The following is a 24,430-nucleotide window of genomic DNA, read 5'->3' as shown; positions in this document are numbered from 1 at the left end:
CCGATGCCCCTCTTCTCCTCTGTCCTCGTCGCCAACCGCGGTGAGATTGCGTGCCGCGTGATCCGCACCCTCCGTACCCTCGGCATCCGCTCGATTGCGGTCTACAGTGACGCCGATTCGCACGCGAAACACGTGACGGATGCTGACACGGCGGTGCGAATCGGCCCTGCGCCCGCCCGGGAGAGTTACCTGTCGATTCCGGCGGTGATCGCGGCAGCGAAGCACAGCGGCGCGGAGGCAATCCACCCCGGCTACGGTTTTCTCTCTGAGAACGCCGACTTCGCCAGCGCCTGCGCCGAAGCCGGCATCGTTTTCATCGGACCCGGTGTCGACGCGCTCGAGGTGATGGGCGACAAGATCCGCTCCAAGAACCACGTGGCCGCGAGCGGAGTGCCGGTGATTCCGGGCGACTCACGCCCAGGGCTCAGCGACGACGACCTCGTGGCGTCTGCCGAATCGGTCGGCTATCCGCTGCTGATCAAACCCAGCGCCGGTGGCGGCGGCAAGGGCATGGAGACCGTGCACACCGCTGCCGAGCTGCCAGACGCACTCGCGACGGCCCGCCGCGTCGCAGCCTCCGCCTTCGGCGACGACACACTCTTCCTGGAACGGCTGATCAATGAGCCGCGGCACATCGAGGTGCAACTCATTGCAGACACTCATGGCTCCGTCATCCACCTGGGCGAGCGCGAGTGTTCACTGCAGCGTCGACACCAGAAGGTGATCGAGGAGGCACCGTCACCGCTGCTCGACGCCGACACCCGCGCGCGGATCGGCGAGGCCGCCTGCCGGGTTGCCCGGAGTGTCGGCTACGTCGGGGCAGGAACCGTCGAGTTTCTGGTTTCCGCTTCGGCGCCGGGCGAGTTCTTCTTCATGGAGATGAACACGAGGCTGCAGGTTGAGCACCCGGTGACGGAGGAAGTGACGGGCATCGACCTGGTGGCCGAGCAGGTGCGCATCGCGGCTGGGGAGCGGCTCAGCCTCGGCCAGGACGACGTCTCACTCGTCGGCCACGCGATCGAGGCGCGTGTGTACGCCGAGAACCCCGAGCGCGGCTTTCTCCCGAGCACAGGCACTGTCCTCGCCCTCCGCGAGCCGGTCCGCGACGGGATCCGAGTCGACAGCGGGCTCGCCGTCGGCAGCGAGGTGGGGGCCTCATACGATCCGATGCTCGCCAAGGTGATCGCCAGGGGCGCCGACCGGGCAGAGGCGCTCAGCCGGCTCGATCGTGCACTCGCCGAAACCACGATCTTCGGGGTGCGCACCAACATTGAGTATCTGCGGCTGCTCCTCGCCGAGCCCGAGGTGCGGTCGGGCGCCCTCGACACCTCCCTGATCGATCAGAAACTGCCGTCGCTCGACTTTGCCCGTCCAGACGCGCAGCTCCTGGCCGCTGCCGCCCTCGCCGTGCACGCCGAACGATCCGCCCTCCGCGCCGGGTCGGCGTGGTCGACGCTTGACGGGTGGCGACTCGGCCAATCCCGGCCGAGCGAGTACATTTTTGCCCTCGGGGAGGGCGCGACCGCGACCGTGAGTATCCTCGCCGCTGGCACCGCGGCATCCGTTCGCGTAAATGGGGGAGAAGCGCACACCGCGACCCTGCGTCAGGTTGATGAGCTGTCGAGCATTCTGACGTGGGACTTCGAAACACGGATGCTTTCGCTCGCGCGCACCCCCACCGGGATGTGGGTCGGACGGGACGGTTTCAGCTGGGAGCTGTCGCTGATTCCCCGTGCCGAGCGGCTGGCGTCGCGACTCGCAGCGATTGCACGGCCGGACGCGGCGAGCAGTCCAGAGGTGCGTGCACCGATGCCAGGAACCGTGATCCGGGTTCCTGTCGACAACGGGGCTGTCGTTGCCGCTGGCGACACCGTCGTGATCGTCGAGGCCATGAAGATGGAGCACAGGCTCACTGCAACTGTCGCCGGAACCGTGTCGATCTCCGTCGCCCCCGGGGACCTCGTCAAACTCGACCAGGTGGTGGCAACCCTCACCCCTGTTATGTCGGCAGCCGATGCCGACCCTCACGCCACTCGTCCGACCGTCGAAGGAGACGCCGCATGAACATCGAACTCACCGAAGAGCACCAGAGAATCGTCGACGAGGTCCACGACTTCGTCACTACCGTCGTCGCGCCCGCCGCGTACGAGTACGACACCCAGCGCCGGTTGCCGATGGAGATCATCGCGCAGATGGGGGAGAGAGGCCTGTTCGGGCTGCCGTTTCCCGTCGAGTATGGCGGATCGGGCCGGGACTACCTCTCGCTGTGCCTCGCCGTCGAGCAACTCGCCAGGGTGGACCAGTCCATCGCGGTCACGCTCGAAGCCGGAGTTGGACTCGGCGCCATGCCGGTGTACAGGTTCGGTACGGACGCGCAGCGCGACGAGTTTCTGCCGATGCTCGCCAGGGGTGAGGCGCTCGCCGGCTTCGGGCTGACCGAGGCCGAGGCCGGGTCGGATGCCGGTGCGACGCTCACGAACGCCCGCGTCGAGAACGGAGAGTGGGTGATCAACGGTTCCAAGCAGTTCATCACGAACTCCGGGACACCGATCACCAGGCTCGTCACCATCACTGCCGTCACCGGGGAGAACACCCGGCCAGACGGCAGCATCAAGAAAGAGCTGTCGACCATTCTCGTGCCGACCCCGACCGAGGGATTCACCGTTGAGCCCGCATACGACAAGGTGGGCTGGCACACCTCAGACACCCACCCGCTCACCCTCAAGAACGTCCGGGTGCCCGAGGCGAACCTCCTCGGTGAGCGCGGCCGCGGCTACGCCAACTTCCTCAAGATTCTCGACGAAGGTCGAGTGGCCTTCGCTGCGCTCTGCACCGGTGCGGCCCAGGGGTGCGTCGACGAGGCCGTCGCCTACGCGAAGACCCGCAACGTGTTCGGCCGCAACATCGGATCCAACCAGTACATCGCCTTCAAGATCGCCCGCATGGAAGCGCGAGCGATGAGTGCACGGATGGCCTACTACGCGGCAGCATCGAAACTGCACGCAGGCAAGCCGTTCAAGAAGGAGGCGTCGATCGCCAAGCTGATCGGCAGCGAGGCCGCCATGGACAACGCCCGCGACGCAGCGCAGATCTGGGGCGGCTACGGCTTCCTCAACGAGAACACGGTGGCCAGGCACTACCGGGACTCAAAAATCCTCGAGATCGGTGAGGGGACGAGCGAGGTGCAACTGATGATTATCGCCCGCGAACTCGGCTTCGAGGCGTAGGGGAACGGCATGCCCGAAGAAACCGAACGCACCCCGATCGAACAGCGTGGGCTCTACTTTGAGGAGTTCGACACGACTGCCAGGTACCTGCATCGACCTGGTCGCACGGTGACCGAGGCGGACAACGTCTTCTTCACAACGTTGACCATGAACACCCAGTCGCTCCACCTCGATCAGGCCTGGTCCGAGAAGCAGGAGTTCGGTCAACGCCTCGTCAACTCGATGTTCACACTCTCGACGATGGTTGGCAGCTCGGTGGCGCAGCTCACCCAGGGCACCATCGTGGCGAATCTCGGGTTCGATTCGGTGATCTTCCCGCACCCGCTGTACCACGGCGACACGCTGTACTCCGAGACCGTGGTCGTGAACAAGCGACTGTCGGCGTCACGCCCGGGCCAGGGCATCGTGACGCTCGAGCACACAGGCCGCAACCAGGACGGCGTGATCGTTGCGACAGCTGTGCGGTCTGTCCTGGTGCACTGCCTGGACGCCGCACCGTGACCGGCTTCGACCTCGGCCCCGCGCTCCTGTTCTGCCCGGCCGATCGCCCTGATCGCTTCGACAAGGCAATTCGGCGAGCGGATGCTGTCATCCTCGATCTCGAGGACGCCGTACGTCCCGCAGACAAGCGGGCGGCACGCGACGCAATCACGTCGCATCCGCTCGACCCCACCCGCACGGTGGTTCGCGTCAATCCGGCTGGGACGCCCGACTTCGCCGAAGACCTCGTCGCGCTCGCCCGGACCGACTACCGCTGGGTGATGCTGCCGAAGACGGAAAGTGCTGCTGACGTGGCTGCCCTCGGGGACCGCTACGGGGTGATCGCGCTGTGCGAGACCGCCGCAGGGGTTCTGGCCGCACCGGAGATCGCGCGAGTGGATTCGGTGAGGGCGCTGATGTGGGGCGCTGAGGACCTGCTTGCGTCACTCGGGGGCACCTCGAGCAGGCACGCGGACGGTTCTTACCGGCAGGTTGCCCGACACGCTCGGTCGCACGTTCTCCTCGCGGCTGGTGCCGCAGGGAAGACTGCGATCGACTCGGTTTACCTGGACATAGCGGACCTCGACGGGTTACATGCCGAGGTGGCGGATGCGGTCGCGAGCGGGTTCAGCGCGACTGCATGCATACATCCAACGCAGGTTCCGACCATCCGGGACGCATTCCTGCCCGACGAGGCCCAAATCGAGGGCGCTGAGGCGCTCCTCACCGCCGCGGAAACGGAGCAGGGAGTGTTCCGATTTCGGGGTCGAATGGTCGACGAACCGGCGCTTCGGCACGCCAGATCAATCCTTCGATTGAGAGCAAAAAACGACGAAAACTGACCGTTGTGAAATCGTTACCAAGTTATCCCTCGAATGGCCAGCGAATGGTCCGGTGATGTCGGTGGACTGACCTATTCTCGGAGGCAGGGAAGAGGGCACGGGAGCCCCGAAAACTCCCGGGAAACATGGAAATGGGGTGGCGAGATGACACGGTTGACACCTCGCCTGTTCACGGCAGAATCGCCAGCCGAATCCAGCGCGGGTTCTGACGCCGGCGAACGCCCGGTTCCGTTCGCTCCCGAACCGTCGGTTCCAGCGTCGAATGAGCACCCGTCAGCCCCGATCCAGGTCCTCGGCTCGACCGGTGGCATCGGCGCGTCGATTCGCCGCACCGTCGGCCAGTCCGACCTCGACGTGTTCCCACTCGCGCTCGGAACAAGTGTGTTCGGCTGGACGGCCCAGTCCGATGCCAGCGCTGCGATCCTCAACCGCTACTACGAATTTGGCGGCAACTTCATCGACACGGCCGACAGTTACTCGGCCGGTCGAAGCGAGCACATCATCGGTAACTGGATGGCTCGTCGTGGTAACCGCGACGACATCGTCATCGCCACCAAGATCGGCACGCACCCCGACAACCCGGGCCTCGGTCCCGTCAGCATGGTGCGCGCCGTTGAGGCGAGCCTTGAGCGGCTGCAGACCGACCACATCGACTTGCTCTACTTTCACCTCGACGACCGTTCGGTTCCGCTCGAAGACAGCCTCGGCACAGCGCAGTGGTTGATTGAAACCGGCAAGGTTCGTTACCTAGGCGCGTCCAACTTCTCCGCGGAGCGCCTCGTCGAGGCACGCATCCTCAGCGCAGCAGGCTACCCGCGATTCGAAGCACTCGAGACGCACTACAGCCTGATGCACCGCCGGGCGTTCGAGGGCGACCTCGAACTCGTCTCCCGCGGGCAGGCACTCGGTGTGATGCCCTACTTTGGCCTCGAGAACGGCTTCCTCACCGGCAAGTACCGCAGCCGAGCCGACCTCGACGACTCAGCGCGCAGTGCCAGGGTGTCTCGACACCTCAATCGCAACGGGCTGCGTGTCCTGCGCGCACTCGACCTCGTGGCGCACGAGCAAGACGCTCCGGTTGCCGCTGTTGCACTGGCGTGGTTGCTGAGCCGATCGGGTGTTACTGCACCGGTTGCGAGCGCGTCTCGACCCGAGCAGATCGACGCTCTCGTGCAGGCCTCCGCCATTAGGCTGACTCGCAGCCAGGTCGTCGAACTCGAGCGCGCCACCCGCGTCTAGCGGAAAACAACCCCCAGCTGTGGCGCGTTCCGAACGGTGGCACCTGCCGTAGTGTTGGGGATGATGAACGGTTCCATTGAACTTCCGCTCGATGTTGCCGAGCTGTCCTTCGCCGCATCCGGTGACGCTCGTGTTCGACGCAGCGTTTTGCCGAGCGGTGTGCGCATCCTCTCCGAGCAGGTTCCCGGAGCACGCAGCGCAACGCTGGGTTACTGGGTGGCCGTCGGGTCCAGGGACGAACGTCCAGCGACGACGGGAACAGGCGATGCATCAGGGCGCGAATCGGGATTCGGCTCCACTCACTTTCTGGAACACCTGCTCTTCAAAGGCACTGAAAAGCGCACCGCATTGGACATCGCCATCGCCTTCGATTCCGTTGGCGGGGAGCACAACGCGCTCACCGCCAAGGAGCACACCTGCTATTACGCCAAGGTGCGCGACACTGACGTCGGCATGGCCGTCGACACCCTCACCGACATGCTCACCTCGTCGCTTCTCGACCCCGTCGAGTTCGAAAACGAACGCGGTGTCATCCTCGAGGAACTTGCGATGGCCGAAGACGACCCCGCAGACGTTGCCAGTGAGAATTTGTTCGCCGCGGTTCTCGGTGACCACGAACTTGGTCGCCCGATCGGGGGAACCCCCGGGGCCATCCGCGAGGTGAGCCGTGACGCCGTGCTCGAGCACTACCGCGCCAACTATCGGCCGCAGGACCTCGTCATCACCGCCGCTGGCGCGGTCGACCACGACGACCTGGTCGCACGCGTGACCGCAGCCCTGGTCGACGCCGGCTGGGACCTCGACACTCCGGCGCGCCCGGTTGAACGGCGAGTGCTCGCTGCGTCGACGATCACGCGCCGATCCGCTCTCATCGTTGTTCCGCGCCCCATCGAACAGGTACACCTGCTGGTCGGCATGCCCGGACTGACAGCATCCGACGATCGTCGATTGACGATGAGCGTGCTCAGCTCGATCCTCGGCGGCGGCATGTCGTCGCGATTGTTTCAGGAGATCCGTGAAAAACGGGGTCTCGCGTACACCGTGTACTCGTTTGCCGCGTCGTACTCCGATGCCGGGATCTTCGGGATGTACGGCGCGTGCTCCGCCGCGAAGGCCCGCCAGGTTGCTGACCTCATGCTCGACGAGTTGAGGCGTCTCGCCGCCGACGGCGTCACAGATGAGGAATTGCGTCGAGCCCACGGCCAGCTCTCGGGAGCGAGCGCACTCGCCCTTGAAGAATCAGACACTCGGATGTCCCGACTGGGGCGCGCCGAAATCACGCTCGGTGAATTCATCGATCTCGATGAGAACCTGCGTCGCTTGTATCTCGTCACCGCTGAGGACGTGCGCGATCTTGCGCGCGACCTTCTGAACCAACCACTGTCCCTCTCTGCCGTCGGAGCCGTCGATGATGACGTGTTCGCAGGCTTCGGTGAGAACGCAAAGGAGCACTCATGAGCCAGTACATCTATCTCGTCCGCCACGGCGAGCAGCAGGACGCCCAGCACGGAATGCCTGACGGCCCGCTGTCTGCGCGCGGCCGCAGGCAGGCTGAGCTCCTCGCCGAGCGCATTGGGGGACTCCCGATCACTGGCACCTTCCACTCGCCGCTCCAGCGCGCCGCGGAAACCGCGCGGATCATTCACGAGCGGCTCCCGGCGATGGACCCGGAGCCGAGCGCGCTGCTCTTCGACTGTGTGCCGACCGGCAAACTTCCCGAGATGCCGTCAGCGTACGAGCCGTTCTTCGGCGCCGTTACGGAAGCGGAGATCGAGGCGGGAACAGCGCAGATGGCTGATGCCGTCGCCGAGTTCCTGGCGCCCCGCAAGGGTGATCGTCATGACGTGCTGATCACGCACAACTTTGTCATCGCCTGGTTTGTGCGCGAGGTTCTCGGCGCTCCGGACTGGCGCTGGATGACGCTCGACCAGGCGCACTGCGGACTCACGATCATTCAGCGCAAGCCCGGCCGGCCGTGGACATTGCTGACCCACAACGACCTGGGCCACCTGCCCGTCGAACTGCGCACCGGACTTCCCGAGCCGCTTCCGGTCTAGCTGGGAGTCGAAGGGCCAGTCGGATCCGGCTTGGCCCCTCGGACTGTCTGAGATGGTCAGTCGACGCGAGAAGCCGCTGACAGGATCGCCTGAGCGAGGTCGCGTGGACGGCTCCACATCGGCCAGTGCCCCGTCGGGAGATCAAGAACGTCGAGATGCTCGATCTGTGCGACTTCGGCGAACATGGCATGGCCTGCGCGAGCCAGCTCCAGCACCTGCGCGCTCGGCATGGAGCAGCACACCAGCGTGGTGCGTACCTTTCGGCGAGCATCGTTGGTGAGCTCGACCGGCTGATGAAGGACGGGGGCGGGCTGAGGCACCGCCCGGGCCTGAAAACGCTCGAGGACCCCTGCGCTCAGGCCTTCGAGGCTCGCCTGCTGTGCGAGGACGTCGAGAGGCGGCAGCGGAAGCTCCTCCACCTCCTCCGGGAGGTCAGGGGCGAAGACGCTTCCCGTCGCCACTGGGCCGGAGTCGACCCACACCACCCGGCGAATAAGCTCGGGGTGCCGGTCGAGGACAAGGCTGACGGGGGCGTTCGCTCCGCTGTGCGCGACGATCGTCGCTGGCTGGTCCTCCGAGACGCCGAGCCGAGCGAAGACGTCCAGGACCGCTGCGGCTTGATCGTCGAGAGTTCTCGTCGCACGCCCAGGATCGTCCCCATCAAGACCGGGCAAGGTCATGGCGATTGCACCCGGCTGGTCGGCGGTCAGGTGTTTCAGGACGTCATCCCACGCCCAGGCTCCGAGCCAGTGGCCAGCGATGAGAATGATGGGTGAACTGCGCGTAATAGTTGTCATGTCACTACCCTGAAGGGCGCTCCGGGCAGGTGTATGTCACTATTTGTGTCATGAATTTGATACGGTTTGACCGGTGAAGAGAGCAGAGCGACTTCATGCCCTGTCCGAGATGCTGCGTCGCAACGGATCGCGGGGGTGCTCAGCGGAGCGGCTGTCGAGGGAGTTCGGCGTGTCCGTGCGCACGGTCAAGAGAGACCTCGCAGCGCTCGAGAACAGCGGCGCTCCCGTGTGGTCGCGCCCGGGCCCTGGCGGTGGCTACGGATTGGCTGTTGGCGCGTCCCTTCCGCCCGTCAGCTTGTCCCCGGCGCAGGCCGTTGCGCTTCTGGCGGCCGTGTCTGCTGCACCCGATGCCCCATACGCCGATCTGGCCGCAGCCGGGGTCCAGAAAATTATGGACGTCCTCGATCCCAGCACGCGAGCACGAGCCGACGAGCTGGCCGGCCGGGTCTGGGTGAATGCGGTTCCCCCCGTGACGCGCACCACCAGGTCAGCGCTGGAGGAGGCGATGGCTGAGCAGCGGGTAGTCCGCATTCGCTACACCTCGAGAGACGGGACCACGACCGCCCGCGACGTCGAACCAGTGCTTTTTGCCTCCACGAACGGCCAGTGGTATCTCGTCGGGTGGTGCCGACTGCGCAACGCAATGCGATGGTTCACCGTGTCGCGCATCGAGCGAGCCAGCGTAACCAAGACCGCGTGCGGCAGCCATACCGTCCCGGAGGTCGGAGAACCCCCGGCAAACGCCAGACCGGTGCACGGCCGGGACGCGTGAGTTCCTCACCCTCCCGGTCGGTGCATCGAGCGCCGCGGACAGTTACGCAAGCGGGAGCTAGGAGGCGAGAGCCTTCCAGTACCAGTTGGTCGCGTTCGGGTTGTCGTTGTACGGCTCAATCGAGGAGTATCCGGAAACCCGGTACAGGCCCCCGGCCGCCTCGAGCGTCGCGTTCGTGTCGAGCACGACCTCGGTCGCGCCGAAAGCCGCTGCCCTCGACTCGAGTGCTGCGAGGAGTTGTTTGCCCCAACCACGTCCGCGTGTCTCCGGTCGCAGATAGAGATGCTTCACCTCAAAACGTGACGGTGACAGTGAACGGATGCCGCCACATCCGACAGCAATTCCGTTCTCTCGGGCAACCACAAAGTCGCCGACTGGAGGAACGAACCGTTCGGGAACGGGGAAGTTCACCACATAGTCGCCACCAACGAATCCCATTTCCCGAGCGGTGAAGTACTCGGTGAGAAGTTCGGTGGCGACAGGATCTGTCACGGGGACGCTGTCAAACGTAAGCACTGTTTCAGTTTACGGAGCCATTCGGCCGGTCGAGCGCATCGCGCCGTGCCTGCTCCCAGCGGCAGGACGGTAGATTGGCAGCATGGTAACGAGAGTGGCTGTCGTCGGCGCGAGCGGAAAAATGGGGCAGCTGTTCTGCCGCCTTATCGAGGAGTCGGACGACTTCGAGGTGAGCGCTGAACTGACCTCCCAGGATTCGCTCGATGCCATGAACGGAGCCGACCTCGTCGTCGATGTCACGTCGCCGGCTGTCAGCGCACAGGTGGTTGCTCACGCTCTCGACCAGGGCATCCGCGTCCTTGTTGGCACGTCCGGCTGGTCAGCTGACCGCATCGCAACCCTGCGCACCAGGCTCGCTGACGGGGACATCGGCGTCGTGATTGTGCCGAACTTCTCGCTTGGCTCGGTTCTCGGAACGACACTGGCCACCATTGCGAGCCGTTTCTTCGATTCGATCGAGATCATCGAGGGCCACCGTGCGTCGAAGGTGGACTCGCCAAGCGGGACGGCCGTGCGCACGGCCGAACTCATCGGCGAGGCGCGAGCCGGACTCGGGCCGGTCGTCGCTCCCCACGTTGACCAGCGTGCCCGGGGCCAGCAGGTGTCAAGCATCCCGATTCACAGTCTGCGCCTTGACGGGATCGTCGCCCGCCAGGAGGTCATCTTCGGCGGAGCGGGGGAGACGCTCACGATCACGCACAACACGCTGGATCCCAGCTCGTACGAACAGGGAATCCTGCTCGCGCTCGACGCCGCACGATCGGCAACCGGGCTGACCGTCGGCCTCGAAAACATCATGGACCTAGGGATCCACCGCTCATGACCACACGGATCAGCGTCGCGCTGATGGCCGCGCTGCTGGTGCTGTACCTCGTCCTGGTCGGCCAGCGAGCTGTGCTCTTTCTCGCGACGGGAGAGCCGGTCGCCATCGCCATCGGGATAGCGCTTCTGCTTCTGCCTGTGGTCGGCGTGTGGGCGCTCACGCGCGAGATTCTCTTCGGTGTCCGAGCCGAGAAGCTCGGACGGCTGCTCGAGTCGAGCAACGAGTTGCCAGACGATGAACTGCCCACACGCCCGAGTGGCAGGGTCGAACGCGATGCTGCCGACGAGATCTTCCCGCGGTATAAGGCCGAGGTTGAGGCCGCTCCGACGGACTGGAAGGCGTGGTACCGCCTTGGCCTCGCATACGACGGCGCCGGCGATCGCAAGCGCGCGCGCTCGGCCATCCGTGAGGCAATCCACCTTCACGGCCGCTGAGGCTGAGCGAACTCCCATCGGTTGTTCGACCCCAACCAGGGGCACGCCTCAGCTCAGATGTGAGGCTTGGCACCTTTTTGCGGGATTTGCCCTGTAGCGTGGACGAATTGCAGATGCCCACAAACGGAAGGGGCGCTAATGCACCGCACAACACTCACGATTGATGGGCACTCTCACGTGCTCGCCCAGGGCACAGACATGCGGGCTCTCAAGACTGCGGCGGAAAGCGCCGTTGTCTCCGGCGGTCGGTTCGTTGACCTCACCGTTGTCGGAAATGTCGCTGTCAGCGTGCTGGTCAGCCCCGGAGTTGCGATCTTCCTCACCACGCGTGAGGTTGCCGAGGACAACCGCGACACCGGTGACCTCGCAGAGCCATTCGAAGACCAGCTTCAGTGGGACATTGCCGACCTGTACTGAGCCGACCTGTACTGAGCTGACCTGTATTGGCCATCCTGTACTGATCTGACGGGTTGACGCTGGGCGTGAACCTTCGGCGTCAGCGTGTTCGCGCAAGCGCCGTATCCACGGCAGCCTCAGCGGTCTCCTGCTGAAATCTGAAACCGTCGGCGAGCAACCGTTTCGGTCGCGGCTGCTGGTCGACCAACAAAAGGTCCTTTGCAGCGTCCGCAAGAAGGATGCGCAGGGCGAATGCCGGGGCGGGCAACCAGAACGGTCGCTTAAGGCGTTTCGCCAGGTGTCGCATCAGGGTCGTTGCCGACGCGGGCGTCGGACCAGTGATGTTGACGGGTCCCTCGATCGCTGAGTCGAGCAGGTGCGCAATCGCGGCGACCTCATCGTCGAGGCTCACCCACGGCCAGTATTGCGTTCCGCTACTGAGCGGACCAGAAACGCCGAGCCGCGTCAGCAGCAGAAGCGGTTTGAGTACACCGTCGCGGTCGAGCACGATCCCGCTGCGCAGCGTCACGACCCGGGTGATGTCGCTCACCCGCATGGCGTCGGCTTCCCACTGCGCTGTCACGTCACTGAGGAATCCGGTTCCGCGGGCGCTGTCCTCGGTGAGCACCTCGCCCGGCCGAGAGCCGTAGTAGCCGGCGGCTGACGCACTCAGGAAAATTCGGGGTGGCACCTCGGCTCCGCGAATGGCTGACACCAGTGTGCTGGTCGCATCGATCCGTGAGGACAGGATTGAGCGGCGATACCGACGCGACCAGGGCAGTCGACCGATCGACGCCCCCGAGAGATTGATGACGGCATCCGCCCCGCTCAGCGCCCGCGGATCGAGGTGCCGGGATGTCGGGTCCCAGGTCAGTTCGTCCGGAGTCCGCGCCGGACGTCGCACGAGCCGTACGACGCGGTGGCCGCGGGTGCTTAGCTCGGCGACAAGCGCCTGTCCGATCAGGCCGGAGGCGCCGGCAATGACAATGCGCATCCGAAAGCGATCAGGCGAGGCTTGCTTCGATGGTCAGTTGCACGCCGGCCAGCGCCTGGGAAACCGGGCAGGTTGCCTTCGCTTCGTTGGCGATGCGCTCGAAGTCGTCTTCGCTGATGCCCGGCACCGTAGCGCTAACAAGCAGGTGGCTGCCGGTGATGCCAGTGCCCGGCTGGAACGTGACAGCCGCAGTCGTCTGGATGCGCTCAGGCGGCGAGCCAGCCTCGGTGAGCATGTTGGAGAACTGCATGGAGAAACAGGCAGCGTGCGCAGCACCGAGGAGTTCTTCCGGAGTGGTGACGCTGTCTGAGCCCTCGGCGCGTGCCTTCCAGTTGACGGGGAGGCTCGCGGCCTTCGAGGAGTCGAGCGACACGGTTCCCGAGCCCTCAAACAGTGTTCCGTTCCATACCGTTGTTGCTTCGCTGGTCGCGGCCATGGCGTCCTCCAAAGATCGTGTGCGGCCGGATCGCCGCTGTTTGAGCCTATCCGTTTGCCCCTTTCGGGTCACCCCTGCTTGCGCCCCACGCGGTGTTCGTGCGAGGAGGAGATGGCATTCAGTCAATCGGACGTTCGCGTCACGAGTGCATTACCGTTGAGGGCATGGCTGCGACTATCCCCACCCCGTACGAGGACCTCCTTCGAGACACTCTCGAGAACGGCACAAAAAAGGGGGATCGCACAGGAACGGGAACCCGAAGTGTGTTCGGTCGCCAGCTGCGGTACGACCTGTCGAAGGGCTTTCCGCTCATCACGACGAAGCGCGTGCACTTCAAGTCAATCGCCTACGAACTGCTCTGGTTTCTCCGCGGTGACAGCAATGTCAGCTGGCTGCGCGATCACGGCGTCACGATCTGGGACGAGTGGGCTGACGCTGAGGGCGAGCTCGGTCCGGTTTACGGCGTGCAGTGGCGCTCCTGGCCGACACCGGGCGGTGAGACCATTGACCAGATCACCGAGGTGATCGAAGCGATCAAGTCGAACCCGGACTCGCGTCGACTGATCGTGTCGGCGTGGAACCCCGCCGACATTCCGACTATGGCACTCGCGCCGTGCCACGCCCTGTTCCAGTTCTATGTGGCCGACGGCAAACTGTCCTGCCAGCTGTACCAGCGCAGTGCCGACCTGTTCCTCGGTGTTCCATTCAACATCGCCAGCTACGCCCTGCTCACGCACCTGGTTGCCGCGCAGACCGGGCTCGAGGTTGGCGATTTCGTCTGGACCGGTGGCGACTGCCACATTTACGACAACCATATCGAGCAGGTCACCGAGCAGCTCAGTCGTGACCCGTTCCCACTGCCGCAGCTGCGCATCGCTTCTGGGCGAGACAGCATCTTCGACTACGAGTTCGACGACCTCGTCGTCGAGAACTACTCCCATCACCCGGCTATCCGGGGAGCCGTCGCCGTATGACCGCCCGCATCGGGCTCATCTGGGCCGAAGCGGATGGCGGGATCATCGGGCGCGACGGTGTCATGCCGTGGCACATTCCTGAAGACCTCGCACACTTCAAAGCCATAACCTCAGGCAGCGCCGTCGTGATGGGGCGGAAAACCTGGGACTCACTTCCTGAGCGGTTCCGGCCGCTCGCGGATCGGCGCAACGTCGTCGTCACCCGCCAGGTCGGCTGGACTGCGGTCGGGGTGCATGTCGCCCATTCGCTCGACGAGGCACTCACCCTGGCTCGGAAGGACCCAGACACCGGCTGGACCTGGATCATCGGTGGTGCCGAGATCTTCGCGGCTGTAATGGACAGGGCAGACCGACTCGAGGTCACCGAGATCCGCGCCGAGATTGCCGGAGACACGTTCGCGCCGGAGATCCCGGAGCACTGGCGCGCCGTCGATCGCGATCCGGTCGAGGGTTGGCGCACATCGCGAACCGGCACCGCCTACCGTTTCGTGCGCTACGAACGCACCACGTAGCATCCGCTTGCCGCTGACCTGCTGCCCCGTGGCATCCGCTCATCACAAAGGTCTCGTCGGGAAAACGCCACTCCGCGTTCGACCGGTGGGGCGCGTGCGTGCCGACAACCGGTAGCCTTGAACTCGTGTCTAACGTCGTGAATCCCTTCGGTCAGGTCCTCGTAGCGCTCGTCACCCCATTCACCGCTGACGGTGAGGTCGACTGGCCAGGCGTCGAGAAGCACATCGACGACGTCATCACTGCCGGAGCAGACGGCATCGTCGTCACCGGAACGACGGGGGAGACCTCGACCCTCACCGACCCCGAGAAACTGCGCCTGGTTGAAGTGGGCAAGAGCGTCTCGAACGGTCGAGCCAGGATCATCACCGGCGGTGGTTCCAACGAGACCGCCCACGCGATTGACCTGTATCGCAAGAGCGAGAAGGCCGGGGCAGACGGCGTCATGATCGTCACCCCGTACTACAACAAGCCGACCCAAGCGGGAATCCTCACCCATTTTCGAATGATTGCGGATGCCACTGACCTTCCGGTCATCCTGTACGACATCCCGGGTCGCACCGGTGTTCCGATCAAATACGAGACGATCCTTCGGGCCGCGAAGCACCCGAACATCCTCGCGGTGAAGGACGCCAAGGGAGACTTCTCCGAGGTCAGCCGGGTTCTCAACCAGACCGACCTGCTTTACTTCTCCGGTGACGACGCCAACGCGCTGCCGCACCTGTCGATCGGAGCCGCAGGACTCATCGGCGTCACAGCAAACATCGCCGCGACGCCGTACCGCCAGATGGTGGATGCGGTCAACGCGGGCGACCTCACGACGGCGACAGCTGCACACAAGCAGCTCGAGCCGCTGGTGCGGGCCGTCATGACGCACGTACCAGGCACGGTCGCGGCCAAGTACATTCTTCACGGCCTCGGCCGTATCGGCAGCCCACGCGTCCGCCTGCCCCTCGTTGGGCCTGAGGAGTGGGAAGCAGCACAGATCGAGGACGAAATCGACCTCGTCACCAACATTCCGGGAGTGGACTTCTCCAACTTCCGACCAGACCGCAACGCGGCAGCGGGTGGCGCACTGCCACAGGTGCACGGCACCACGCGCTGACGCAGATATCCCAAGGAGGGCATATGCCCACAAACGTTTACGATCCCCCTGCCCTCGACAAGGGAACTCTCCGAATCATCCCCATCGGCGGACTCGGCGAAATCGGTCGCAACATGACCTATTTCGAGATCAACGGCAAGATCCTCATCGTCGACTGCGGCGTTCTCTTCCCTGAAGAGCACCAGCCGGGCGTTGACCTGATCCTGCCCGACTTCGGCCCGATCAAGGACCGCCTCGATGACGTCGTTGGCGTCATGCTCACGCACGGTCACGAGGACCACATCGGTGCAGTTCCGTACCTGCTTCGCCTTCGCAACGACATTCCGCTGATCGGTTCAGGCCTGACGCTCGCCCTCGTCGAGGCGAAGCTCAAGGAACACCGCATCAAGCCGTACAGCCTCACCGTCAAAGAGGGTCAGAAGGAGCAGCTCGGTCCATTCGACCTTGAGTTCGTTGCCGTCAACCACTCGATCCCCGATGCCCTGGCCGTCGCGATCAAGACCGAGGCAGGAACCGTCCTCGCCACCGGCGACTTCAAGATGGACCAGCTGCCGCTCGACGGTCGCCTCACCGACCTGCGCGAGTTCGCGCGCCTCGGCAAGGAAGGCGTTGACCTGTTCCTGGTCGACTCCACCAACGCCGACGTTCCAGGATTCACGCCGCTCGAGGCCTCGATCGGCCCGGTTCTCGACCAGGTCATTGCTCGAGCACCGCGTCGCGTCATCGTGGCGAGCTTCTCCAGCCACGTGCACCGAGTGCAGCAGGTACTTGACGCCGCCCACGCGAACGGACGCCGTGTCGCTTTCCTCGGCCGCTCGATGGTGCGCAACATGACCATCGCCGCCGACCTCGGCTACCTCAAGGTGCCGGACGGCGTTCTGGTCGAGTACAAGAAGGCCAAAGACATCCCAGACGACAAGATCGTTTACATGTCCACAGGGTCGCAGGGTGAACCGATGGCTGTGCTCAGCCGCATGGCCAACATGGACCACGCCATCGAGGTCGGCGAGGGCGACACCGTCATCCTGGCGTCGAGCCAGATCCCCGGCAACGAGAACGCCATTTACCGCGTGATCGACGGGCTGACCAAGCTCGGCGCGAACGTCGTGCACAAGGGCAACGCCAAGGTGCACGTCTCCGGACACGCTGCGGCCGGCGAGCTGCTCTACTGCTACAACATCATCCAGCCGCGCAACGTGTTGCCGGTTCACGGCGAGTACCGCCACCTGGTCGCCAACGCCAAGCTGGCCATCGACACCGGCGTGCCGGAGGAGAACACCTTCCTGGCCGAAGACGGCACAGTGATGGACATGCGCGACGGTCACGTCGAGGTTGTTGGCCAGTTGGACATCGGCTTCGTCTACGTTGACGGCTCAAGCGTCGGCGAGATCACCGATGCCGACCTCAAGGACCGCCGAATTCTCGGTGAAGAGGGCTTCATCTCGATCATCGTGGTTGTTGAGGCCCAGACCGGCAAGGTCATCGTCGGACCGGAGATCCACGCCAAGGGATTCGCCGAGGACGACCGGGTATTCGACAGCGTCAAGCCGAAGATCGAACAGGCACTCGCGGACGCCGCACGCAACGGCGTGCGCGACTCACACGCTCTCTCACAGATCGTGCGCCGCACCGTCGGCCGTTGGGTGAACACGTCATATCGTCGTCGCCCGATGATCGTTCCGCTCGTCATCGAAGCGTAACCGCTTCGATTCACATTGCCCGGCTTCGACCGATTCTGAGAGTTCAGGACCGGCTGGAGCCGGGCAATTCACGTTCCGCCCCCGAAGGTGGACTAGCGTTGAGCAGGATATGACGAACACAGAAATACCTATCGACGAACCACTCGGCACTCGCATCGACCTGGCGGTGACCCGCTTCGGCGAAGCCGGACTCGTCACCAAAGCCATCGGACTGCTCGAGGGCCGCAACGAAGGCGACGACGTGCTGCTGTACGTCGGTGGTCGGCACGCCCAGGGCGTGCTCGACGGCGCTCCGGCACTGTACTGGCCCGAGCTCTGGGGTGCACGCACCCTTCTGCACATCTGGAGCCCATCGGCCGAGCCAGCCGTGCTTGCCGGAACCACCAACCAGGCCTGGCGCGTCCGCGAAATGTGCCTGCGGGTGTGCGCGGAGCGCCGCATCGGCGACGAAACCCAATTCGCCAAACTGACAACGGATGAGAACCCCCGCGTGCGGGCCGCAGCCGGTCGCGCTCTCGCTGAAATCGGCACAGCGGCGAGCGAAGAGGCGCTCCAGCGTCTGCTCCGTGACCCGCAAAAGGACGTCCGTCGCGCGACAGGGGAGTCTCTGTCGATCCTCAAGGAGCGGCTCTCGTAACGTCATCCTCCAGGATGATGCGGTAATTTCGCGCCGCTCCCTAGACTCAACCTCATTCAGACGATGGGGGAGCCTTCATGGGTGTGTGGCGCAAGTGGATTTTTCCGATTCTGCGGATCGCAGTATTCGCCGCGATAGCCATCGCGCTCGTCAAGGTGGCGTTCTTCCCGGACGTTTCCGCTGAAGCCGACCCCGCGGTCCCGACCGGCTCGATCACCGAGCCGGTCACTGAGGTCGCGCTCGGAGCGATTACCACCACTGTTGTGGTGGACGGTTCGGTCGCCGCCGACCCGGCGTCGCCAGCCAGGGCAACGCTGGCCGGTGAGATTAGCGTCGTCCCTGTCTCCGTTGGACAGGCCGTGAACGCCGGCGATTCCCTCGCCACCATCCGGCAGGAGATTCCGCAGGAACCGATCGCGAACACGGATGCCGATGGCAACGTCACCATGACGCAACCGAAGGTGAAGTACAAGACGGCCACTGTGACGGCCCCGGTCACCGGTGTGGTGTCAAGCGTTCCCATGCTCGTCGGCCAGATCGTCGCGGTCGGCGATGTGATCGCTACCGTCGCCCCGCCGACGTTCAGCGTGACCGGCCCGATCCGCCCGGAGGATCAGTTCAAACTCGTGCAACAACCCACCGAAGGCCAGGTCGAGGTGGTTGGAGGCCCTGGCGCGTTCACCTGCACCGGCCTGACCATCTCGAGCCCGCTCGCCGGCGCCGAACCACCAGCAACGGATCCATCAGGCACACCAAACCCAAGCGCCTCGGGCGCAACCGTGCGCTGCGCCGTCCCGGCCGACGTCCGAGTGTTCGCCGGACTCACCGCGAAACTCACACTCGCCGGCGGCAGCGTCGAGAACGCCATGACCCTTCCCGTGACAGCGGTGAAAGGCAACGCTGTATCGGGCACCGTCTGGGTCGTCGGAAAAGACGGCACGAGCGAGGAACGCGCTGTGACGCTCGGGCTCAACGACGGCACAGTGGTGCAAATCACCGACGGTATCGCCGAAGGCGACTCCGTGCTCGAATTTGTGCCGGTCGTCGACGCCACCGACCCAGCGCAGGGCAACTGTATCGAACAGCCAGACGGCACAGTGTTCTGCGATGAGAGCGTCGTCGGTTGAGCCTCATCGAACTGTCGGATGTCACGCGGACCGTCCTGATCCCTGACTCCGACCCCCTCACCATCCTCGATGGTGTGAACCTCGGAGTAGAGCCGGGGGAGCGGGTCAGTGTTGTCGGACGTTCCGGCTCAGGCAAATCCACGCTTCTCAACCTGCTCGGGATGCTTGACCTCCCGACGACAGGCGAGCTCTGTTTCGAAGGTGAATCGGTTCCCGACATGAAATCCGGTCGCCGTGACCGCGTGCGCGGTGGCAACGTCGGGTTCATCTTCCAGCAGTTCAACCTGCTTGACGGCCGAACAGCCCTCGAGAACGTCACCATGCCGCTGCTCTACGCGAGGGGACCGAGGTTCTGGGGCCGCGAGCGGATTGCCGCAGACATGCTGGACCGGGTCGGGCTCGGGCACCGGCTCACCGCCCTGCCCGGCAGCCTCTCCGGCGGAGAACAGCAGCGCGTTGCGATCGCGCGCGCCCTCGTCCGGCAGCCCAAACTCATCCTCGCCGACGAACCAACGGGAGCGCTCGACGTCGAAACCGGGCAGAGCGTCATGACCCTTCTCGACGACATCGTCCGTGAGGAGAATGCCGCGCTCGTCACGATCACCCACGACCCGGCGATCGCCGCACGCAGTGATCGGCATTTCCGGCTCGACCGCGGCGTGCTGACCCTCGCCGACGACATTGTGGCGGTGTCCTGATGGGCGGGTTCCTCGCGGGCATCGTCGGTGCCTGCGCGGAGGCCTGGCAGGAGGTGCGCATTCACAAGGGCAGAGTGCTGCTGTCGCTGGTCGGAGTCGCCGTCGCGGTGTGCGCGCTCAGCGGCGCGGTAGCCATGTCGGCGATCGCCCAGCAGGCCACCATCGAGCAGGCCGACAGTGCCGGCGGGCGTGCCGCGACGCTGACGATGTCCATGCAGTCGCCAGACACGACGGCGACCGGGCGATCACAGGCGACACAGGCATGGTTCGACGTGCTCGACCGTTACGACATCGCCTATGCCACCCGTGTTCTCTGGGACCAGGGTCGCGTCCAATTCCCGGGAAGCGTCCAGGACGTCAACCTTCAGGTGGTCGACCAGCCGTATGCCGAAATGCACAGGACCCGCATGGACGACGGCAGCTGGTTCCAGGTGGGAGACAGCTCAAGGTTGGCTCCAGTGATCGTCGTGAACACCGCCTTCTGGGAGCTCCTCGGCTCACCCGCCCTCGACTCGCACCCGTCAGTGGCCATCGACAGTCTCGGCGGGGCGAAGGCGATCATCGTCGGTGTGTACGGAACGAGCGCCTGGGACACCTACCCGTCGATGTACATGCTCACCAGCCACTTCGAGCAGCTCGTCGACCCCGCCCGCGCTGCCCAGTCGTCCCCGCAGTACGAGATGTGGGTGCCACCTGACCTCGCCCGCGACCTTCAGGGCCGCATCCAGGCCGAATTGTCCAGTGCCTTGGGCTCGTCAGGCTCCGTCAGTGTCGACCGCACCGACTGGGGCGCACAAATGGACGACCCCACGTCGATCCTCCGAGTCATCACTCTGGTGATCGGCGGAATCATCCTGCTCCTCGGCGCACTCAGCCTGCTCAACATTGCCCTCGTCACGGTTCGGCAGCGCATCCGCGAGATCGGTATCCGCCGAAGTTTCGGCGCGACAAGCGGCCGGGTGTTCTTCGCGGTGATGATGGAGAGCGTCGTCGCGACCTTCGTCGCGGGTATCGTCGGCGTCATCTGTGCCGTTCTGCTCGTCCAGAGTCCGATGGTGTCTGACCTGGTGAGCTTCGGCGGCATCAGCGACGTTCCGCCGTTCCCGGTATCCGCCGCCGTGTTTGGCCTGGTCGCGGCAACCCTGGTTGGCGCACTGGCCGGGCTGATCCCCGCGCTCATCGCTGTCCGGGTCAAGGTGATTGACGCCATCCGGTATTGAATGCTGAGCGGCGGTGAGGAACCGTCATTTATTTGAAACACGGATGCCATAACATCCGTTTATGGCCACTCCCCGGCTTCGCAAGGCGGCGCGCACAGACGCGCGATTCCTCGGCGACATGCTCGTCGAGGCGCTCAACTGGGCGCCGTCGCGCTCGATCGCCCGGGTGGATGCCCTGGCTGACCCGGTGGTGGCACGGTACATCGAGGGATGGAAGAGACCGGGTGACGCCGGGATGGTCGCCGTTGACGCTGCCGGAACTCCGATCGGTGCCTGTTGGTATCGGTTGTTCCCCGAGCACAGCCCGGGTTTCGGGTTCGTGGCGCCGGGCGTGCCTGAACTGACCCTCGGCGTAGCCGGTGTCTGGCGTGCGCAGGGGATCGGGAGAGAACTGCTGCGCGCGGTGCTCGTCCAGGCGCGGCGGAACGGGCACACCCGGATCAGTCTCTCTGTCGACCGCGCCAATTTCGCGGCGAAGCTGTACGTCGCCGAGGGATTCGTTGTGGTTCGTCGAAACGAAAACTCGATGGTGATGGTGCGCATCCTCAGCTGACGGCATACCGGGGTGAAACCGGGCACTCCCGCGTCAATACCGGGCAACGTCGGTGTGGGCAGATACCGTTGAGCCCATGGCTACGACGAATAAATCCTCCAGCGGCGGCCGGAGTACGTCGGCGCGCTCCGGAACTCCCAGCACACGCAAGACCCCGGCGAAATCCTCGCAAGCGAAACAGTCGTCAACGGCGACGGCAAAGACTGTGGCCTACCCCGCCGCAACCCAGGAGAACGCGTTCGTCAAGATGTGGATGGGGCTCGCCCACCTCGTCGGGGGCGCCGCGCGTGCGTTCGGCCCCGAGCGCTTCGAGAAAGACCAGCGCAGAGACGGCGTACCGTTCCTTATCTTCCTTCTGGCCATCATCGGCATGGTCGTCGAGTGGTTCGGCGTCAACGACGCTGTCGCCCAGAACCTCACAGCATTTACCTTTGGCGGCATCTTCGGGCGGCTCGCATTCGCCCTTCCCGTCATCATGGTGCTGCTGGCCGTCTGGCTCTTCCGTCACCCCTCGAGCGTGAACGACAACGGGCGCATCGGAATCGGCCTGATCATCGCGCTCGTCGCCGTATCCGGCCTGTGCCACACCTTCGGAGGCCAGCCAAACCCCAGTGAGGGAATGCCAGCGCTCGCGCGAGCCGGCGGTCTCGTCGGCTGGATCATCGGTGCGCCTCTGGTGGCCGTGGTCACGTCGATTGGCTCGGGCATCGTGCTCGGCCTGCTCGCACTCCTGAGCCTTTTCATCATCACCAAGACGCCGCCGAACAAGATCGGTGAACGATTCCGCCAGTTGTACGCGTGGACGTTCGGGACAGAACTCGCCACTCCCGAAGAACGTGACCTCGCCAAGGTCGAGAAGACGAAGCAGGTCGAACTCGACGGCATCGACGGTGTCGACGGCACAGACGACGACTCGCTGCCGTGGTGGCGACGCAACAAGAGCCAGCGCGAAGAGGATCCAGCCTTCGACTCTGACTCGGCAGATGTCACCGAGCTTCTCGGGATCAAGCCCAAGCGGGGCAGGGGCGAGTTCGACTCGGCGATTGAAAGCCCGCCTCCTGTCGTCGAGAACGTCGACATGTTCGGTAACCCGCTCGACGCAGACGACGCGATGACCGAGGTCATCGGCAACCTCTCTCGTGCTGAAGCGGCGCTCGCCGGTGTCACTCCCGCGACCAGCTCAACCTCCGGCCTGCACGATGACGGCCCGTCCAACTCAACCGAGGCGCTCCCTGGCATGGAAGGTCTCGGCCTCCTCGATGAGACCGACGACCCGCAGCGGATGGCCCGCCCGACGCAGCCGACGGCGCCATACCGGCTCCCTGCCGCGTCGACGCTTGGTGCAGGGGACCCGGCCAAAACCCGCTCAGCGGCCAACGATGAGATCGTCGCAGCTGTCACGAGCGTGCTCGAGCAGTTCAAGGTCGACGCCAAGGTCACCGGGTTCTCCCGCGGGCCGACAGTGACCCAGTACGAGATTGAGGTCGGCCCTGGCGTCAAGGTCGAGCGGATCACCGCGCTCACCAACAACATCGCGTACGCCGTCGCCTCCAACGAAGTGCGCATCCTGGCGCCGATCCCCGGCAAGAGCGCCATCGGAGTCGAGATCCCGAACACCGACCGTGAGATCGTCACCCTCGGTGACGTTCTCCGCTCAGCCAACGCAACCAAGAGCGTGCACCCGATGACAATCGGCGTCGGCAAGGACGTCGGCGGTGGCTTCGTCGTGGCCAACCTCGCCAAGATGCCCCACCTTCTCGTCGCCGGGTCGACGGGTTCGGGTAAGTCAAGCTTCGTCAACTCGATGATCACCAGCCTGCTCATGCGCGCCAAGCCCAGCGACGTGCGCATGGTCCTCATCGACCCGAAACGCGTTGAGCTCACCTCATACGCCGGCGTTCCACACCTGATCACGCCCATCATCACCAACCCCAAGAAAGCGGCTGAAGCGCTGCAGTGGGTGGTGAAGGAAATGGACATGAGGTACGACGACCTCGCCAGCTTCGGTTACAGGCACATCGACGACTTCAACAAGGCCGTCGTGAACGAGGAGATCGTGCTTCCCGTCGGAAGCGAACGGGTGCTCAAGCCATACCCGTACCTCCTCGTCGTCGTCGATGAGCTCGCCGACCTGATGATGGTGGCCCCGCGCGACGTCGAAGACTCGATCGTGCGCATCACCCAGCTCGCTCGCGCATCCGGAATCCACCTCGTGCTCGCCACGCAGCGCCCGTCCGTCGATGTTGTCACCGGCCTGATCAAGGCAAACGTGCCGTCACGTCTCGCGTTCGCTGTGACCAGCGTGACCGACTCCCGAGTCATCCTCGACCAGCCGGGGGCAGACAAGCTCATCGGCCAGGGCGACGGTCTGTTCCTCCCAATGGGAACGAACAAAGCCATCCGTGTCCAGGGCGCGTGGGTCTCCGAGGAGGAGATCGAAAAGGTCGTCAAACACGTCACCCAGCAGGCTCGGCCGGAGTACCGCAAGGACGTCGCCGCTGTGGTCGAGAAGAAGGAAGTCGACGCCGACATCGGCGACGACCTCGACCTGTTGCTTGCTGCCGCTGAGCTCGTCGTCGGCACTCAGTTCGGGTCGACATCGATGCTCCAGCGCAAACTCCGCGTTGGCTTCGCCAAGGCCGGCCGCCTCATGGACCTGATGGAGTCTCGCGAGATCGTCGGGCCCTCCGAGGGCTCGAAGGCTCGAGATGTTCTCGTCACCGCCGAGCAGTTGCCTGGCCTCCTCGCCAAGCTCCGCGGCGAAGACGAACCGCCCGCGCCAAGCAGTGAGCCATACGCCGGTGACCCGGTCGAGGCCCAGTTCGATGGGTACGATGTGGTTGACGGCGACTCGGACGAAGACGCCTGGCAACTGACAGGTAAGGAATAGTTC

25 protein-coding genes are annotated in these 24,430 nt (G+C 64.7%); 21 read left to right on the top strand and 4 right to left on the bottom strand.

The genetic code is table 11. From position 1 onward, the window contains the following. Positions 1-3 precede the first annotated feature (3 nt). The 7 genes from D9V28_RS13180 to D9V28_RS13150 all read left to right on the top strand — a co-directional run bounded on the left by D9V28_RS13180 (position 4) and on the right by D9V28_RS13150 (position 7,845). Positions 4-2,064 carry an acetyl/propionyl/methylcrotonyl-CoA carboxylase subunit alpha gene (locus tag D9V28_RS13180; protein ID WP_121660415.1) on the top strand — a complete coding sequence of 687 codons (2,061 nt, stop codon included), beginning with the start codon at positions 4-6 and terminating at the stop codon, positions 2,062-2,064. Continuing rightward, positions 2,061-3,227: an acyl-CoA dehydrogenase family protein gene (locus tag D9V28_RS13175; RefSeq protein WP_121660222.1), complete on the top strand. Its 1,167-nt coding sequence runs from the start codon at positions 2,061-2,063 to the stop codon at positions 3,225-3,227. The genes D9V28_RS13180 and D9V28_RS13175 overlap by 4 nt, the downstream gene beginning before the upstream one ends. 9 nt (positions 3,228-3,236) lie before the next feature. Then, positions 3,237-3,728 (top strand): MaoC family dehydratase, encoded by a 492-nt coding sequence (locus tag D9V28_RS13170; protein ID WP_121660221.1) that lies wholly within the window; start codon positions 3,237-3,239, stop codon positions 3,726-3,728. After that, complete coding sequence (locus tag D9V28_RS13165) at positions 3,725-4,549, top strand: HpcH/HpaI aldolase/citrate lyase family protein (RefSeq protein WP_121660220.1); 825 nt, start codon at positions 3,725-3,727, stop codon at positions 4,547-4,549. Before D9V28_RS13170 ends, D9V28_RS13165 begins: the two co-directional genes overlap by 4 nt. A 144-nt stretch (positions 4,550-4,693) precedes the next feature. Further along, entirely contained in the window at positions 4,694-5,788 is a 1,095-nt protein-coding gene (locus tag D9V28_RS13160; RefSeq protein WP_121660219.1) for an aldo/keto reductase, read from the top strand. A gap of 63 nt (positions 5,789-5,851) precedes the next feature. Beyond that, complete coding sequence (locus D9V28_RS13155) at positions 5,852-7,246, top strand: M16 family metallopeptidase (RefSeq protein ID WP_121660414.1); 1,395 nt, start codon at positions 5,852-5,854, stop codon at positions 7,244-7,246. After that, positions 7,243-7,845 carry a histidine phosphatase family protein gene (locus D9V28_RS13150; RefSeq protein WP_121660218.1) on the top strand — a complete coding sequence of 201 codons (603 nt, stop codon included), beginning with the start codon at positions 7,243-7,245 and terminating at the stop codon, positions 7,843-7,845. The genes D9V28_RS13155 and D9V28_RS13150 overlap by 4 nt, the downstream gene beginning before the upstream one ends. Positions 7,846-7,901: 56 nt before the next feature. On the opposite strand, the gene D9V28_RS13145 is transcribed toward D9V28_RS13150, so the two are convergent. Continuing rightward, complete coding sequence (locus D9V28_RS13145; RefSeq protein ID WP_121660217.1) at positions 7,902-8,642, bottom strand: alpha/beta fold hydrolase; 741 nt, start codon at positions 8,640-8,642, stop codon at positions 7,902-7,904. Positions 8,643-8,715: 73 nt separating this feature from the next. Here D9V28_RS13145 and D9V28_RS13140 point away from each other — a divergent pair, with 73 nt between their 5' ends. Further along, the gene (locus tag D9V28_RS13140) at positions 8,716-9,414 is read left to right on the top strand and encodes a helix-turn-helix transcriptional regulator (RefSeq protein ID WP_121660216.1); all 699 of its coding nucleotides are present in this window, start codon (positions 8,716-8,718) and stop codon (positions 9,412-9,414) included. A 57-nt stretch (positions 9,415-9,471) separates the two neighbouring features. Here the strand turns inward: D9V28_RS13140 and D9V28_RS13135 are convergent, their stop codons facing one another. Then, positions 9,472-9,930 (bottom strand): GNAT family N-acetyltransferase, encoded by a 459-nt coding sequence (locus tag D9V28_RS13135; protein WP_229728141.1) that lies wholly within the window; start codon positions 9,928-9,930, stop codon positions 9,472-9,474. Positions 9,931-10,012: 82 nt separating this feature from the next. On the opposite strand from D9V28_RS13135, the gene dapB reads away from it, so the two are divergent. The 3 genes from dapB (at position 10,013) to D9V28_RS13120 (ending at position 11,604) form a co-directional block, all read left to right on the top strand. Further along, entirely contained in the window at positions 10,013-10,753 is a 741-nt protein-coding gene (gene dapB, locus D9V28_RS13130) for a 4-hydroxy-tetrahydrodipicolinate reductase (RefSeq protein ID WP_121660215.1), read from the top strand. Beyond that, the gene (locus D9V28_RS13125; RefSeq protein ID WP_121660214.1) at positions 10,750-11,187 is read left to right on the top strand and encodes a tetratricopeptide repeat protein; all 438 of its coding nucleotides are present in this window, start codon (positions 10,750-10,752) and stop codon (positions 11,185-11,187) included. The genes dapB and D9V28_RS13125 overlap by 4 nt, the downstream gene beginning before the upstream one ends. 138 nt (positions 11,188-11,325) lie before the next feature. Beyond that, a complete protein-coding gene (locus D9V28_RS13120) occupies positions 11,326-11,604 on the top strand; it encodes a hypothetical protein (protein WP_121660213.1) in 279 nt (92 codons plus the stop codon). A gap of 79 nt (positions 11,605-11,683) precedes the next feature. On the opposite strand, the gene D9V28_RS13115 is transcribed toward D9V28_RS13120, so the two are convergent. Both D9V28_RS13115 and D9V28_RS13110 read right to left on the bottom strand, forming a co-directional pair. Then, a complete protein-coding gene (locus D9V28_RS13115) occupies positions 11,684-12,577 on the bottom strand; it encodes a TIGR01777 family oxidoreductase (RefSeq protein ID WP_121660212.1) in 894 nt (297 codons plus the stop codon). A gap of 10 nt (positions 12,578-12,587) precedes the next feature. After that, on the bottom strand, positions 12,588-13,013 hold the full coding sequence (locus D9V28_RS13110) for an OsmC family peroxiredoxin (protein ID WP_121660211.1): 426 nt from the start codon (positions 13,011-13,013) through the stop codon (positions 12,588-12,590). 164 nt (positions 13,014-13,177) lie between these two features. Between D9V28_RS13110 and D9V28_RS13105 the strand changes: the two genes are divergently transcribed. The 10 genes from D9V28_RS13105 to D9V28_RS13060 all read left to right on the top strand — a co-directional run bounded on the left by D9V28_RS13105 (position 13,178) and on the right by D9V28_RS13060 (position 24,427). Then, entirely contained in the window at positions 13,178-13,987 is an 810-nt protein-coding gene (locus D9V28_RS13105; protein WP_121660210.1) for a thymidylate synthase, read from the top strand. After that, the gene (locus D9V28_RS13100; protein ID WP_121660209.1) at positions 13,984-14,499 is read left to right on the top strand and encodes a dihydrofolate reductase; all 516 of its coding nucleotides are present in this window, start codon (positions 13,984-13,986) and stop codon (positions 14,497-14,499) included. Before D9V28_RS13105 ends, D9V28_RS13100 begins: the two co-directional genes overlap by 4 nt. Before the next feature lie 125 nt (positions 14,500-14,624). After that, complete coding sequence (dapA, locus tag D9V28_RS13095; RefSeq protein ID WP_121660412.1) at positions 14,625-15,602, top strand: 4-hydroxy-tetrahydrodipicolinate synthase; 978 nt, start codon at positions 14,625-14,627, stop codon at positions 15,600-15,602. A gap of 23 nt (positions 15,603-15,625) precedes the next feature. After that, entirely contained in the window at positions 15,626-17,302 is a 1,677-nt protein-coding gene (locus D9V28_RS13090) for a ribonuclease J (RefSeq protein ID WP_121660208.1), read from the top strand. Between the two features lie 109 nt (positions 17,303-17,411). Continuing rightward, entirely contained in the window at positions 17,412-17,939 is a 528-nt protein-coding gene (locus tag D9V28_RS13085) for a HEAT repeat domain-containing protein (RefSeq protein ID WP_229728143.1), read from the top strand. Positions 17,940-18,016: 77 nt separating this feature from the next. Continuing rightward, on the top strand, positions 18,017-19,066 hold the full coding sequence (locus tag D9V28_RS13080; RefSeq protein WP_121660207.1) for an efflux RND transporter periplasmic adaptor subunit: 1,050 nt from the start codon (positions 18,017-18,019) through the stop codon (positions 19,064-19,066). Next, complete coding sequence (locus D9V28_RS13075) at positions 19,063-19,764, top strand: ABC transporter ATP-binding protein (protein WP_121660206.1); 702 nt, start codon at positions 19,063-19,065, stop codon at positions 19,762-19,764. The genes D9V28_RS13080 and D9V28_RS13075 overlap by 4 nt, the downstream gene beginning before the upstream one ends. Beyond that, complete coding sequence (locus tag D9V28_RS13070; RefSeq protein WP_121660205.1) at positions 19,764-20,984, top strand: ABC transporter permease; 1,221 nt, start codon at positions 19,764-19,766, stop codon at positions 20,982-20,984. The genes D9V28_RS13075 and D9V28_RS13070 overlap by 1 nt, the downstream gene beginning before the upstream one ends. 61 nt (positions 20,985-21,045) lie before the next feature. Next, positions 21,046-21,537 carry a GNAT family N-acetyltransferase gene (locus D9V28_RS13065; protein WP_121660204.1) on the top strand — a complete coding sequence of 164 codons (492 nt, stop codon included), beginning with the start codon at positions 21,046-21,048 and terminating at the stop codon, positions 21,535-21,537. Positions 21,538-21,613: 76 nt separating this feature from the next. Continuing rightward, entirely contained in the window at positions 21,614-24,427 is a 2,814-nt protein-coding gene (locus D9V28_RS13060; RefSeq protein ID WP_121660203.1) for an FtsK/SpoIIIE family DNA translocase, read from the top strand. The last annotated feature ends 3 nt before the right edge of the window (positions 24,428-24,430 follow it).

Origin of the sequence: Mycetocola zhadangensis (assembly GCF_003668565.1) — a bacterium.
Lineage (GTDB): Bacteria > Actinomycetota > Actinomycetes > Actinomycetales > Microbacteriaceae > Mycetocola_A > Mycetocola_A zhadangensis.
Note: the sequence above shows the minus strand (reverse complement) of the source record. Positions and strands in the feature narration are given on the sequence as shown.

Coding starts and splice junctions, on each gene's coding strand:
- D9V28_RS13175 (WP_121660222.1), top strand. CDS start 2,061: ATGAACATCGAACTCACCGAAGAGCACCAGAGAATCGTCGACGAGGTC.
- D9V28_RS13065 (WP_121660204.1), top strand. CDS start 21,046: ATGGCCACTCCCCGGCTTCGCAAGGCGGCGCGCACAGACGCGCGATTC.
- D9V28_RS13080 (WP_121660207.1), top strand. CDS start 18,017: ATGGGTGTGTGGCGCAAGTGGATTTTTCCGATTCTGCGGATCGCAGTA.
- D9V28_RS13150 (WP_121660218.1), top strand. CDS start 7,243: ATGAGCCAGTACATCTATCTCGTCCGCCACGGCGAGCAGCAGGACGCC.
- D9V28_RS13085 (WP_229728143.1), top strand. CDS start 17,412: ATGACGAACACAGAAATACCTATCGACGAACCACTCGGCACTCGCATC.
- D9V28_RS13170 (WP_121660221.1), top strand. CDS start 3,237: ATGCCCGAAGAAACCGAACGCACCCCGATCGAACAGCGTGGGCTCTAC.
- D9V28_RS13120 (WP_121660213.1), top strand. CDS start 11,326: ATGCACCGCACAACACTCACGATTGATGGGCACTCTCACGTGCTCGCC.
- D9V28_RS13115 (WP_121660212.1), bottom strand. CDS start 12,577: ATGCGCATTGTCATTGCCGGCGCCTCCGGCCTGATCGGACAGGCGCTT.
- D9V28_RS13100 (WP_121660209.1), top strand. CDS start 13,984: ATGACCGCCCGCATCGGGCTCATCTGGGCCGAAGCGGATGGCGGGATC.
- D9V28_RS13110 (WP_121660211.1), bottom strand. CDS start 13,013: ATGGCCGCGACCAGCGAAGCAACAACGGTATGGAACGGAACACTGTTT.
- D9V28_RS13060 (WP_121660203.1), top strand. CDS start 21,614: ATGGCTACGACGAATAAATCCTCCAGCGGCGGCCGGAGTACGTCGGCG.
- D9V28_RS13160 (WP_121660219.1), top strand. CDS start 4,694: ATGACACGGTTGACACCTCGCCTGTTCACGGCAGAATCGCCAGCCGAA.
- D9V28_RS13145 (WP_121660217.1), bottom strand. CDS start 8,642: ATGACAACTATTACGCGCAGTTCACCCATCATTCTCATCGCTGGCCAC.
- dapB (WP_121660215.1), top strand. CDS start 10,013: ATGGTAACGAGAGTGGCTGTCGTCGGCGCGAGCGGAAAAATGGGGCAG.
- D9V28_RS13090 (WP_121660208.1), top strand. CDS start 15,626: ATGCCCACAAACGTTTACGATCCCCCTGCCCTCGACAAGGGAACTCTC.
- D9V28_RS13180 (WP_121660415.1), top strand. CDS start 4: ATGCCCCTCTTCTCCTCTGTCCTCGTCGCCAACCGCGGTGAGATTGCG.
- D9V28_RS13070 (WP_121660205.1), top strand. CDS start 19,764: ATGGGCGGGTTCCTCGCGGGCATCGTCGGTGCCTGCGCGGAGGCCTGG.
- D9V28_RS13155 (WP_121660414.1), top strand. CDS start 5,852: ATGAACGGTTCCATTGAACTTCCGCTCGATGTTGCCGAGCTGTCCTTC.
- D9V28_RS13105 (WP_121660210.1), top strand. CDS start 13,178: ATGGCTGCGACTATCCCCACCCCGTACGAGGACCTCCTTCGAGACACT.
- D9V28_RS13125 (WP_121660214.1), top strand. CDS start 10,750: ATGACCACACGGATCAGCGTCGCGCTGATGGCCGCGCTGCTGGTGCTG.